A 13,267-nucleotide genomic window follows, 5' to 3' on the forward strand; every position below is an offset into this window, starting at 1 on the left:
GTCCACAGCGCCCGGCTGGAGAACCAGCGTGCCGCCGGATGACAGGGTCGGGTTCAGCAGAGTCCCACCGCTCGACACGGTATCCGTGCCACCGGATCCGATGATGGTGCCGCTCGCCGTGCCTCCTGCCGAGACCTTCTCGGCACCACCGGACAAGATCGTGCCGCCGCTATCCACGCCGCCCGAACCGACGGTAACGGTCCCGCCGTCGCGATTGCCGATCGCAGTCCCGCCCGGCTGGATCACCTCGGAGCCGCCGGACTCCACGGTCACGCCGCTGACCGTCACCCCGCTCGCCACAGTGAGGGTCCCACCCGAGGCCACCGTGCCGCCGCTGTCCACAGCGCCGCTCAGGAAAATCAGCGTGCCGCCTGAGGACAAGGTATAGTTCTGCAAAGTCCCGCCGCTCGATATCGTATCGGTGCCGCCGGAGCCGATCGTGGTTTGGTTCGCGTAACCACTGGTCGCCACAGTCTCCTGACCACCGCTCGCCACAGTGTCATTAAGAGACTCGCCGATAGCCGCAATCGTGACCGATCCGTTATCGAGGGTAGAGCCTTCTATCCCGCCAGCCAGCACCACTTCGGAGGCGCCGGTTTGCACAGTGACGCCGCTTACGACGGCACCGCTCGGCACGGTCAGCGTCGCGCCACTGAGCACGGTGCCGCCGCCCTCGAGTATACCGGGCCCGACATTCAGCACGCCGCCTGACGAGAGCACGGGGTTCAGCAAAGTAGCGAAGCTCGACACGATCTCTGTGCCGCCGGAGCCGATCGTGACGCCGCTCGCAATGCCGCCCGACGATACGGTCGCCCTACCGCCATTCAGCACGGTGCCACCGGCTTCCGTGCCGCCATTGCTGATCAGCACCGCACCGCTATCGACAGTGCCACTCGCAATGCCGGCGGCTTCAACGATCTCCGTGCCACCCGGCTCGATGGTCACGCCGATCGCCGTCACACCACTCGATACGACCAGCGTCGCGCCCGAGTTCACAAGACCGCCGCTCACCACGCTACCGGAGGCGAGGGCGAAGCTGCCGCCCGATGAAAGCGCGGCGTTGAGCAATTCGCCGCCGGACTGCACCATCTCGTTGCCGCCCGAGACGACCGTCACATTCATGCCGGTGCCGCCCTTCTGCACCGTCTCTTTGCCGCCGGACTCGACCAGACCACCGCTATCCGTGCCGCCACTCAAAATGATTGCGGTGCCGCCCGAGCTGACGGTGTTCTTCGCGATGCCGCCAGACTCCACGATCTCCGTGCCACTCGAAGCGATGACCATGCTGGTGACGCTGACGCCATCCGATACGACCAGCGTGCCGCCCGACCACACGAAACCACCGAACACGGTGCTGCCGGCAACGAGGTCGAAGCTGCCGCCCGATGACAGCGCGGCGCTGGTCAGATCGCCGCCGGCCTGCACGATCAGGGTACCGCCAGCTTCGGCTGTAGCAAACATGGCGGAGCCGCCGTTCTGAACCGTCTCCGTTCCACCAGAGTCGACAAACGTGCCGCTATCCAAGCCGCCATTCGCAACGATCTCGGTGCCGCTGACGTTAGTTTCGGCTGTGCCGCCGGACACCACGATCTGCATACCGCCGGTTCCGACGGTATTGCCGCTGACCCAGGCGCCATTCGACACGATCAGCGTCGCGCCCGAGTTCACCACGCCCTGGCTCAACAGGCTGCCGGATTCGAGGTTCAGCGTGCCGCCCGAAAATAGTTGCGTTTGGAGCAACAGGGCGCCGGACGCCGCGTTCTCGACACCGCCAGAACTGATATTGTCGCCGATCGTCGTGCCGCCGCTCGTAACGTTCACGGCGCCGAAGACGTTACTCTCCGCGGTCGCGCCGGAGTCCACGCCCAGCGAGGCACCGCCTTCGATGTTGATGCCGATCACGGCCACGCCATTCGATACGGCCAGCAGCTCGCCCGTGTTCAGCACGCCCTGGCTCAACAGGCTACCAGATTCGAGGACGAGACCGCCCGATGGAAGCTGGGTATCACCTTGGAGCACTATTCCGCCGTCCTCCACGAATGCGGTACCGCCATCGAAGATCGTCACATTCATGAGGGTGCCGCCGTTCTGCACCGTCTCCACTCCGCCAGACGCGATAACGCCGGCACTATCCCTGCCACCGTTTGTGACGATGGCGATTCCGCTGATGGTGTTGAGCACCGCGCTGCCGCCGGAGTCCACGATTTCCAAACCGCCGGGCTCGATGGTCAGGGCCGCCGCCGTCACGCCACTCGATACGATCAGCGTCGCGCCCGATGCGATGATGCCATTGCTCAGTACGCTACCGGAAGCAAGGTCGAGGCTGCCGCCCGATGACACCGTGAAAAAGACGAATGAGCCGCCGCCCTGCACGGTCTCCGTGCCGCCAGATTCAAGCGTGGTACCGCTTGCGAGGCCCCCGTTGAGCAGCTCGTTTCCACCGCTATAGACGATGACGCCGGAGTCTTCGCCGCCGGCTTCGACAATGATCGTGCCGTAATTCTGTATCGCGGAGGCGACCGCGCCCGCATCGACAATCAACGTCGCGCCCGCCAGGACCGTTCCGCCAGAAACCGGCGTTCCGTCAGGCAGCAGGTTGTCTGGGCCTATCGCCACAACTGCCCCGGACTGGAGCGCGGGTGAGAGCGGAGCCGAGGCCGAGTCGCCATTAAAAGGGGTTACGTCCACCAGGTAACCGTCGACGTTCGGACCCTGCGGCCCGTATGTGACGGAAGTTGCGGCGTCGGTCGCCGCGTTGCTTATTTGTATAAATGGCCCGCCCGCCATCCCATTAAGGGATACCAGGTAAGAATTTGGACTCGTTTCGAGTATGGTACCTGTCAGATTCACTTCTTGGCCTGACAAGTCCGTGTAGCTGATCGTAATTGACGCACCAGCAGAAACGGTCCCCTGAATAAGGACGGTATTTGATGCGGGAGCGTCCGGGAAACTAGCCCATTGCGATGACGCTGGCGTTGTTGCTACTAGCAGTTCCTGACTTGCGTCCTCCTCCCCAGCGTTCAAGATTTGATTCGTCGTGACGCTCGCGATCTGAGACGTGGATATGGCAAACGGTGCGGTGGGGTAAGTATAGGGCATTTCGCAATTCCTTGTGCGAGACTAGTGATTCTGTCGGGAGAAGCGTGTGCGGAAACCGGCAGGACAGCCGATCTGCGGACTGTCTATGCTGGTTCCGAAAGGCAATGACCTAAGTCGATGCCGATTGGGCGCCAGGGTCTTCGATGTTTCCGTTTGCCATAAAGGTCGACTACCGATTCCATGTTCTCTCAAACCCTGCACGTCTGGATCGGATACGCACCGAAAATCGGATCAAAATCGTAAAGACCGGGTGGTCGGCCATGTGGAAATGCCGTCAGCCAATCTGGTTTGATATTAAGTTGCAGCGATGCGCATCGGCATTTATCTGTGCGCGACAACAGCTAAATGCTTCGACCGCTTAACGTTGGCTCGCCCTGCATCTGATACTGCCAGCAGCCTGCCGGTTCCAGGCGAGTTGGCCTGGGGAAGCGCCGTTACCTGAGCTGACCGAGTGCTCAATTGCAATGATCCGCGCCGGCATTACCTGTGTGCGGAAATAGCGAATTTCCTCGGGCGCTTAAAGTTGGTTGTTGGACTATTGCTGTCTGGGCACCCAGTGCCGCCACGTTGCAGCGCATCCTGAACTCGGATCAAGCTGAGCGTGCAAGGCAAAACACGGAGGAAGAGGAGTTTCCCACCCCCATCCTGTTGAGATTTTCAAAAGATCACAGCTGGCGCAGCCAAGGTTTAGGGATCGCTTGAGACCGAGCCGGCACTGGCTTGCTGCGCGTAGCCCGGCCGCGCAGCTCAATCCCCTTCCTACAAGGGAGGGTCAGAACGGGTTCAGTATGCGCCGATAAGTCAGCCTTCGGCGCTTGCACGAACCCACGCCAAAACCCTTCTTTGCAAGGAGGGGGAGAAAGAGTTGCGCGCTCGACCAGCGTAGGCCCGAAAATCCTACAAGCGGCGCATTCTCTCGCCGAAGGGCGCCCCGCCTCAATCCGGCTGCGTGACCTTATGCGCCATCAGCGCCATGAGCCGCCGGTCGCGCCATTCCTGGCGGGCCTTATGCTCGGCCTCCGGCACGGCCTCGCGGCGGTCCGCGTGCAGGCGTTCGATCGAGGCGCCGGACCAGCTTGGCACTGTCGAATGCGCCATCATGTCGCTGAAGCCGGGGCCGTAGCGGTCAACATAGTCGCGCAGACCGCCGGGGGCGTTGAGGTCGATGGTCTCGAACGGACCCATGAAGGACCAGCGGAGGCCGAGGCCGTGCTTCACCGTGTTGTCGATATCCGAGGGGTCGGCGATGCCGGTCTCGACCAGGGACATGCCCTCGGCGATCAGCGCCGCCTGGAGGCGGTTGAGGATGAAGCCGTCGATCTCGCGCTTCAGCACCGCCGGCACCATGCCCGCCTGCTCCATCAGCGTCTTAGTCCGCGCCACCGTATCGGGTGTCGTCCAGGGCGCCGGGCTGAGCTCCACCAGCGGAATGAGATAGGGCGGGTTGACCGGATGGGCGACCAGGCAGCGGCCACGGCCGGGGAGCGCCTCGGTGAAGGCGCTCGCGCGGATCGCGGTGGTGGAGCTGGCGAGCACCGTATCGGGCGCGGCCAGGCGATCCAGCTCGGCGAAGAGCGTGGTCTTGTCGGCAACGCGCTCCGGCCCGTTCTCCTGCACATGGGCGGCGCCGGCGAGGCAGTCGGCCAGGCTGGCGGCGGGCTTTATGGCGGCCAGCACGGCCTCGGGCGTGCGGCCATGAAGCAGGCCCAGCTCGGCGAGCTCCGGCAGGCGGTGGCCGATGAAGTCGAGGGCGGCATCGGCGGCGGGCGGATGCGCATCCCAGATCGAGACGTCGAGACCCGCGCGGGCGAAGACCATGCTCCAGGAGCGGCCGATGAGGCCCGTGCCGATGACCGCGATTTTCATTTTGTCTCGTTCCCTCGCCGTCCGCCGGCCTTGCTGATCCTCGGCCAGAGCCAGTCCCGCGAGGCGCCGCTTGTCAAGCGCCGAGGAACAGGCGATGCCCCGGCTATGGCATGGAACGACACGCAGGCCCGCGCGGCGCTGAGGGCGATCTTCGACGCGGCGGTGGCCGCCGCCGATCCCCGGCTGACCCTGGCCGCCCATCTTCCGCCGCCGCCGCGCGGTCGCTGCGTGGTGGTCGGCGCGGGCAAGGCCTCGGCCCTGATGGCGGCGGCGCTGGAGGCGGCCTGGCCCGACGTGGCGCTCTCCGGCCTCGTCGTGACGCGCTACGGCCATGCTGTGCCGACGACGCGGATCGAGGTCATGGAATCCTCGCATCCGGTGCCCGATGCGAATAGCGAGATCGCGGCGCGGCGCATGCTGGATTGCGTGCGCGGGCTTGGGCCCGAGGATCTGGTCATCGCCCTCATCTCCGGTGGCGGTTCGGCGCTGATGGCCTTGCCGGCCGAGGGGCTGACGCTCGCCGACAAGCAGGCGGTCAACCGCGCGTTGCTGGCGAGCGGGGCGCCGATCGGGGCGATGAATGCGGTGCGCAAGCATCTGTCGGGCATCAAGGGCGGCCGCCTCGCCGCCGCCGCGCAGCCGGCGCGGGTGCTGACCCTCGCCATCAGCGATGTGCCGGGTGACGATCCCGCCATCATCGCGAGCGGTCCCACCCTGCCCGACGATACGACGGCGGCCCAGGTTGCGGCGATCCTGGCGCGTATTGCGATGCCGCTGCCGGCCGCTGTGCTCGATTACCTCGCGCGGCGGGAGGAGACGCCCAAGCCCGGCGATTTCCCCGTCGAGGTGCGGATGGTGGCGACGCCGATGATGGCGCTGCGGGCCGCCGCCAAGGCCGCCGAGGCGCAGGGGCTCTCGCCGCTGATCCTCGGCGATGCGCTGGAAGGCGAAAGCCGCGAGCTGGGCATCGTGCTGGCGGGTATCGCGCTGAGCGTCGCGCGGCATGGCGCGCCGGTCCGGCGCCCCGCTGTGCTGCTGTCGGGCGGCGAGACCTCAGTGACGATCGGCGCCAAGACCGCCGGGCGCGGCGGACGCAATACCGAATGCCTGCTCGGTCTGGCGCTCGCTCTGAATGGCGCGCCGGGGATCTGGGCACTGGCTGGCGATACCGATGGCATCGATGGGGTTGAGACGGCGGCAGGCGCGATTGTGACGCCGGAGACGTTGGCGCGCGCTCGGGCCGCCGGGATCGATCCGCATGCGGTGCTCGCGGGCCATGACAGCTACACCTTGTTCTCCGCGCTCGCCGACCTCGTCGTGACGGGGCCGACGCTCACCAATGTCAACGATATCCGCGCCGTCTTGATCGCCTGAGGCGGCCCGGTTTCTCCACAAAGGACACTCTCCATGCGACATTCCGGCCGCGCCGCAGACGCGCTGCGCCCCGTCTCCATCACCACCGGCTTCGCGCGCCATGCTGAAGGCTCGGCCCTCATTCGCATGGGCTTTACCGAGGTGCTCTGTGTCGCCAGCGTCGAGAGCCGGGTGCCACCCTTCCTGCGCGGGCGCGGCGAGGGCTGGGTGACGGCTGAATACGGCATGCTGCCCCGCGCCACCCATACGCGGGGTGACCGGGAGGCGGCGCGCGGCAAGCAATCCGGCCGCACGCAGGAAATCCAGCGACTTATCGGGCGTTCGCTGCGGGCGGTGGTGGACCGCAAGGCGATGGGCGAGATGTCGATCACGCTCGACTGCGACGTGCTCAATGCCGATGGCGGAACGCGCTGCGCCGCCATCACCGGCGCCTATGTCGCGCTGGCGCTGGCCTTCCGGCACCTGGTAGCCAAGCGGGTCATCGCGGCGGCGCCGCTGACCGGGCAGGTGGCGGCGGTGTCCTGCGGGCTGGTGGCTGGCGAGGCGGTGCTGGATTTGGATTACCTCGAGGATTCGGATGCCGATGCAGACAGCAACTTCGTGCTGACGGCGGCGGGCGGCATCGTCGAGATCCAGGCGACCGCGGAAAAGACGCCCTTCACCGATATGGACTGTCTGGCGCTGATGAGCCTCGCCCGCACCGGCACGCGCGCGCTGTTCGCGGCGCAGACGGCGGCGATCGAGGCGGCGGAGCCCGTGGCCTGATGGCCCGCCCGCTCGACCCTGGCGCGCGGCTGGTTCTGGCCAGCCACAATCCCGGCAAGCTCGTCGAGATCCGCGAGCTGCTGGCGCCTTGGGACATCCATGTGGTCTCCGCAGGCGAGCTTGGCCTGCCGGAGCCGGAGGAGACCGAGACCAGCTTCGCCGGCAATGCGCGGCTGAAGGCCCAAGCGGCGGCCGTGGCGAGCGGGCTGCCGTCGCTCTCCGACGACTCCGGCTTCTGCGCGGCGGCGCTGGGCGGCGCGCCGGGCATCTATTCGGCGCGCTGGGCGGGACCTGGGAAGGATTTCCGCGTCGCCATGGAGCGTGTGAATGCCGAGGCTGAGGGGGCGGAGGATCGCGGCGCCTGGTTCATCTCGGCGCTGTGCCTCGCCTGGCCGGATGGGCATTACGAGATCTTCGAGGGCCGGGCGGACGGCGTGATGGTCTGGCCGCCCCGCGGCAAGCGGGGGTTCGGCTACGACCCGATGTTCCTGCCCGAAGGCGAGCACCAGACCTATGGGGAGATGGACCCGGCCCGCAAGCATGCGACCAGCCATCGCGCGCGGGCCTTCGCGGCTTTGGTGCGGGGATGTTTGGGGCGGGTTTGAGAATCGGAAAGTTTTCGGCCGATCCGGCGGGCAATAACGTCATGATCAGCGATGCGTATCTCGCCCAGGGGCCGAGCATCCAGGCCTTAACCTCCACGCTGCGGCTTTGGCTCCGGAGTCGATGCTTGGCTCGACTTACGCATTCAGCACGTAAAGCTTCGCTTTTCGTATCGCGAGTGGTTTACCCGAGCCCCTAAGGTCCCGCTGGTCAGGGTTGCGAAAAAATGAGGATGAGAACGGATATGCGGGATCTTCGTGGCGCCTCGAAACGAGACAACCTCGGCAACCTTCCGCGCCGTGACCTTCTCCGGCTGGCCCTCGCCGGCGGCGCCCTAAGCGCCAGCGGCCTCATCCTTCCGTCCGGCGCCCGGGCCGCCACGCCGAAAAAGGGCGGCACCCTGCTCGTCGGCTGCGCCGGCGGCGGCGCCAAGGACACGCTCGACGCGCATCAGGCCGTGACCTACCCCGACATCGCCCGCAACTTCGCGATGTATGAGACGCTGGCGACCATCGCGCCCGACTACAGCTTCCAGATGCTGCTCGCGACTGAGATCACCCCGAACAAGACGGCCGACCTCTGGACCGTGAAGCTCCGCAAGGGCGTCACCTTCCACAACGGCAAGCCGCTCACCGCCGATGACGCCATCTTCTCGATCAAGCGCATCATAGACCCGAAGACGCCGGGCGGCGGTGCTGCCGGTCTCGCGGATATCGACGCGAATGGCCTGACGAAGATCGACGACCTCTCCTTCTCGATCAAGCTCAAGCGCGCCAACGCCATCATCGACCGCGAACTCGCGCAATATACCAACAGCATCATTCCCATCGGCTACGACGTGAAGAACCCGGTCGGCACCGGGCCGTTCCGCTTCGGCAGCTTCACGCCGGGCGACCGCACACACATGCCCGCTTATTCAGGCTATTGGCGCACCGGACTGCCCTATGTCGCCGAGCTGGTCATCATCGACTTCCCGGACGACACGGCGCGCATCAATGCCCTGATGGGCGGCCAAGTGCATGTCATCGACAACGTGCCCTTCGCGCAGACCGTGCCGCTGGGCATGACGCCGGGGCTCAAGACGCTGGTCGCGAAAACCGGCGGCTGGCTGCCTTTCACCATGCGCGTCGATCAGGCGCCCTTCAGCGACGTGCGCGTGCGCCAGGCCATGCGCCTCATCGTCGATCGGCCGCAGATGATCGCCCAGGCGCTGTCGGGCCAGGGCTCGGTCGCGAATGATTTGTTCTCGCCCTTCGACCCCTCCTTCAACCACAGCCTGCCGCAACGCCATCAGGATCTCGACCAGGCCAAATCGCTGCTCAAGGCGGCCGGTCATGCCGACCTCGCGGTCGAACTCGTAACCGGCGACGTCGCCGCCGGGCTTGTCGAGGCCGCGCAGGTTTTCGCCCAGCAGGCCCAGGGTGCCGGCGTGACGGTGAATGTCCGCAAGGTCGATAGCGGCGTCTTCTACGGCGACGACTATCTGAAATGGACCTTCGCGCAGGATTTCTGGTTCACCCGCGACTATCTGAGCCAGGTCGCCTCCTGCCAGACGCCCACCGCGAGCTTCAACGAAACCCATTGGTCGGATCCGAAATTCGAGGCGCTGGTCAGCGAAGCACTGACCACCGTCGATTTCGCCAAGCGCACGGAGCTCATCCACGCCGCGCAAGCCATCGACTACGACACCGGCGGCTATATCATCTGGGGCTTCCGCGATCAGGTCGATGGCTATTCCAGCAAGATCGGCGGTCTGGTGCCCTCGCGCACCGGCAATCCGCTCGGCAATTACGGCTTCGCGCAAATGTATTTCGTGTGACGGGCGCGTCGCATTGATGTCCCGGCGCCGTGGCCGATGATCCGCGTTCTGCTGCGCCGCTTCGGCCTCGGCATCGTCACCCTGATCTGCGTTTCCATTCTCGTCTTCGCGGGAACGCAGGCGCTGCCGGGTGATGCCGCGCAGGCAATCCTCGGCAAGACCGCGACACCCGAGCGGCTTGCCGCGCTGCGCAGCGCGCTGCATCTCAACCAGCCGCTGCTCAGCCAATACACCACCTGGATCGGCGGCATCCTGCACGGCAATTTCGGTGAATCGCTCGCATCCGAAAGCCCGGTCGCGACACTGATCGCGCCGCGTGTCGTCAACTCCGCTTTCCTCGTCGTGGTCTCGGCGATCTTCGCGATCCCGCTATCGCTCGCCATCGGCGTCGTCTCGGCGGTGTGGCGGGACGGCTTGGTCGATCATGCGCTGTCCGCCATCACGCTGATTCTGGCGGCGGTGCCGGAATTCGTCATCGGCATCGCGCTGATCGTGCTGCTGGCAACCAATGTCACGCATCTGCTGCCCGCCGTCGCCATGCTGGATGACAGCGTGCCGCTGTGGCGACAGCTCGGGCAGACGGTGCTGCCGGTGCTCACCCTCAACCTCGCTGTCATTCCCTATATGAGCCGCATCATGCGCGCCTCGATGATCGAGGTGATGGAGAGCGAATACATTCAGATGGCGCGGCTGAAAGGCATGCCGCCCGGCCGTGTCATCCTGCGTCACGCGCTGCCCAATGCCATCGTGCCCTTCGTCCAGGTGACGGCGCTGCAGCTCGCCTGGCTGGCCGGCGGCATCGTGGTGGTGGAGGTGGTGTTCCACTACCCCGGCATCGGCCAGGCATTGGTGGACGCCGTCTCCAACCGAGACCTGCCGGTGGTGCAGGCGCTCACGCTGCTGGTCGGCGCGGTCTATGTGCTGCTCAACCTCGTCGCCGATATCGCGACCATCCTGCTGACGCCGCGTCTGCGGACTTCGCTGCGATGAGCGCCACCGCGACGATCGCCGCCGCCCCGCCCGCGCGCCGCCGTTTCGCGTTGCTGCGTGACGCCTGCCGGCTGACCCGGACCCGCATCGGCATCGCGACGGTCGCGCTGGTCGTGCTGATCGCCATCGTCGGTCCTTGGATCGCGCCGCATCCGCCCAATGCCTTCGTCGCCCTCCCCTATTCGCATCCGAGCCACGCGGCGCCGCTGGGTGCCGATTACCTCGGGCGGGACGTGCTCAGCCGTTTCCTCTGCGGCGGGCGCGCCATCCTGGTTCTGTCCCTGCTCGCCACCGTCATCGGCCTGGTCGGCGGCGTTCTCACCGGCCTCGTCGCCGCCTATGCGGGCGGCAAGGTCGATGAGCTGCTGATGCGGATCATGGATATCCTCCTCGCTTTCCCGCAGATCGTCCTCGTGCTGCTGCTGGTGGCGGGTTTCGGCCCGCGGCTTTGGCTGATCGTGCTGACCGTCGCACTCGGCCATCTGCCGCGTGTCGCCCGTGTCGCACGTGCCGCCGCCGCCGAGGTGGTGGAACGTGATTTCGTGCGCGCCGCCGAAGTGCTGGGCGAAAGCCGCACGCATCTGCTGCTGGTCGAGATCCTGCCGAACATGTCCTCGCCGCTGCTGGTCGAGTTCGGCTTGCGGCTGACCTATTCGATCGGGCTGATCGCGGGCGTCAGCTTCCTCGGCTTCGGCCTGCAACCGCCGGCCGCAGATTGGGGGCTGATGATCAACGAGAACCGCATCGGAGTCGTCATCCAGCCCTGGCCCGTGGTGCTCCCGGTCGCCGCCATCGCCGTGCTCACCATCGGCATGAACCTGATCACGGACGGCATCGCCCGCGCCGCCATCGGCATCGGCCGCAGCGCACCATGACCGAAGAAGTCCGCGTCTCCGCCTTGCGGGTCGAGGTCGCCGCGCGCGGCCATGACATCGTCGATGAGGTCAGCTTCACCATCACCCCCGGCGAAGTGCTCGGCCTGGTCGGCGAGAGCGGTTCCGGCAAGACGACGATCGGCCTCGCCCTTCTTGGCCATTGCCGGCGCGGCGCGCGCATCGCCGGCGGCGAGGTTTCGGTCGGGCCGCAAGGGATTATCGGCACGCCGCCCGCCGAACTCCGCGCCCTACGCGGCAGCCTGGTCGCCTATATCCCGCAGGATCCTGGGACGGCGCTGAACCCGGCGATGCGCCTGGGCGAACAGCTCGACGAAATGCTGAGCGTCCATCTCCCGCAACTGAACGCCGCCGCGCGCGAAGACCGCATGGGGGAGTTGCTGCGTGACGTGGCGCTGCCCGACACGCCGGACTTTCGCCGCCGCTATCCGCATCAGGTTTCGGGCGGCCAGCAGCAGCGCCTCGCCATCGCCATGGCCTTCGCCTGCCGTCCCAGGCTGATCGTACTCGACGAGCCGACCACCGGGTTGGATGTGACGACCCAGGCGCATGTCCTGCGCACGGTCCGCGAACTCTGCGCCCGCCACGGCGTCGCCGCGCTTTATGTCAGCCACGATCTCGCGGTGGTGGCCGAACTCGCGCAGCGCGTGGCGGTGATGTATGCCGGCCGTCTGGTCGAGGCCGGCACGGCGGCAGAGGTTTTCGCGGCACCGCGCCACCCCTATACGCGCCGCCTGCTCCAGGCGATGCCGGACCCGGAGGGGCGTCATCAGCTCGTCGGCATTCCCGGCCACGCGCCCGGACCCGGCCATCGGCCGGAGGGCTGCTTCTTCAAGCCGCGCTGCGACCTCGCCACCGACCTCTGCGACGTCTTCCCGCTCGAGACCGAGATTTCCGCCACCCATATGGCGCGCTGCTGGCATCAGGAACAGCCGGAACCCGAGGCGCCGCTCGCGCGCCAGCACACGCTCCCCGCCGCGCCGAAAGAGCCCGTTCTTAGCCTGCGCGCGGTCAATGCCGCGTACGGCGAAGCACAAGTGCTGCACGACATCGCCTTCGACATCGGCGCGGGCGAATGCCTCGCGCTGGTCGGTCAATCGGGCAGCGGCAAGACCACTTTGGCGCGCGGTATCGCGGGACTACATCGCGAGGTCTCGGGCACAATGACGCTCAGCGGCGCGGTCTTGCCGCCTGGCATCCGGCAGCGCCCGGCGGCGCAGCGGCAGCGCATCCAATACATTTTCCAAAACCCCTACGCCTCGCTGAACCCGCGCCGCACGGTGGGCGAGATCATCGCTCGCCCGTTACGGCTTTTCGCGGATCTCGGCGCGGAGGCGGCGCGCGGCCGCGTGGTGCGCGAACTCGACCGCGTTTCGCTGCATGCACGGCTGCTGGACCGTTATCCGGACCAGCTCAGCGGCGGTGAACGCCAGCGGGTCGCGATCGCCCGTGCGCTCGCCGCCGAACCCCGGCTGCTGATCTGCGACGAAGTGACTTCCGCGCTCGATGTTTCGGTGCAGGCGGCGGTGATGGCGCTGCTGTCGGAACTGCGGACCGAGATGAACCTCGCGATGCTCTTCGTGACCCACAATCTCACTCTGGTCCGCAGCTTCGCGGATCGCGTGGCGGTGATGAACCAGGGCCGCATTGTGGAACTGCGCGAAACCGAGGCGATCTTCCGCGCCCCGGCCGATGACTACACGCGAGCGCTGCTGTCGGATACGCCGGGATTGGGAGCGGCGGCTTAGGACGATCGGCGCGGAGGCAGATGCCCCCTACTCGTCGTGGCATGCGAAGGCATGCCATCCACGCCTTTTAGTGGCCGGGACGTTTCGCCAAAGTTAAGGCGTGGATGGCA

8 protein-coding genes and 1 pseudogene are annotated in these 13,267 nt (G+C 66.5%); 7 read left to right on the forward strand and 2 right to left on the reverse strand.

From position 1 onward, the window contains the following. Both GSQ92_RS13575 and GSQ92_RS13580 read right to left on the reverse strand, forming a co-directional pair. Positions 1-2,616 (reverse strand): annotated as a pseudogene (locus tag GSQ92_RS13575) (hypothetical protein); the annotation flags it as partial. A 1,419-nt stretch (positions 2,617-4,035) separates the two neighbouring features. After that, positions 4,036-4,965, reverse strand: a complete 930-nt coding sequence (locus GSQ92_RS13580) for a 3-hydroxyacyl-CoA dehydrogenase (protein WP_158800740.1) — start codon at positions 4,963-4,965, stop codon at positions 4,036-4,038. A 105-nt stretch (positions 4,966-5,070) separates the two neighbouring features. Here GSQ92_RS13580 and GSQ92_RS13585 point away from each other — a divergent pair, with 105 nt between their 5' ends. From GSQ92_RS13585 to GSQ92_RS13615, 7 genes are all read left to right on the forward strand, one after another. Further along, on the forward strand, positions 5,071-6,339 hold the full coding sequence (locus tag GSQ92_RS13585) for a glycerate kinase (protein ID WP_158800741.1): 1,269 nt from the start codon (positions 5,071-5,073) through the stop codon (positions 6,337-6,339). A 33-nt stretch (positions 6,340-6,372) separates the two neighbouring features. Next, positions 6,373-7,104 (forward strand): ribonuclease PH, encoded by a 732-nt coding sequence (gene rph, locus GSQ92_RS13590; RefSeq protein WP_158800742.1) that lies wholly within the window; start codon positions 6,373-6,375, stop codon positions 7,102-7,104. Next, positions 7,104-7,709, forward strand: coding sequence for an RdgB/HAM1 family non-canonical purine NTP pyrophosphatase (gene rdgB, locus GSQ92_RS13595; RefSeq protein ID WP_158800743.1), 606 nt, complete (start codon positions 7,104-7,106; stop codon positions 7,707-7,709). The genes rph and rdgB overlap by 1 nt, the downstream gene beginning before the upstream one ends. Before the next feature lie 242 nt (positions 7,710-7,951). Further along, complete coding sequence (locus GSQ92_RS13600) at positions 7,952-9,526, forward strand: ABC transporter substrate-binding protein (protein WP_158800745.1); 1,575 nt, start codon at positions 7,952-7,954, stop codon at positions 9,524-9,526. Positions 9,527-9,562: 36 nt separating this feature from the next. Then, positions 9,563-10,516, forward strand: a complete 954-nt coding sequence (locus GSQ92_RS13605; RefSeq protein ID WP_158800747.1) for an ABC transporter permease — start codon at positions 9,563-9,565, stop codon at positions 10,514-10,516. Beyond that, complete coding sequence (locus tag GSQ92_RS13610) at positions 10,513-11,391, forward strand: ABC transporter permease (RefSeq protein WP_158800748.1); 879 nt, start codon at positions 10,513-10,515, stop codon at positions 11,389-11,391. The genes GSQ92_RS13605 and GSQ92_RS13610 overlap by 4 nt, the downstream gene beginning before the upstream one ends. After that, positions 11,388-13,157 carry an ABC transporter ATP-binding protein gene (locus GSQ92_RS13615; protein WP_158800750.1) on the forward strand — a complete coding sequence of 590 codons (1,770 nt, stop codon included), beginning with the start codon at positions 11,388-11,390 and terminating at the stop codon, positions 13,155-13,157. Before GSQ92_RS13610 ends, GSQ92_RS13615 begins: the two co-directional genes overlap by 4 nt. The last annotated feature ends 110 nt before the right edge of the window (positions 13,158-13,267 follow it).

Source organism: Acidisoma sp. S159, assembly GCF_009766125.1.
Taxonomy (GTDB): Bacteria; Pseudomonadota; Alphaproteobacteria; order Acetobacterales; family Acetobacteraceae; genus Acidisoma.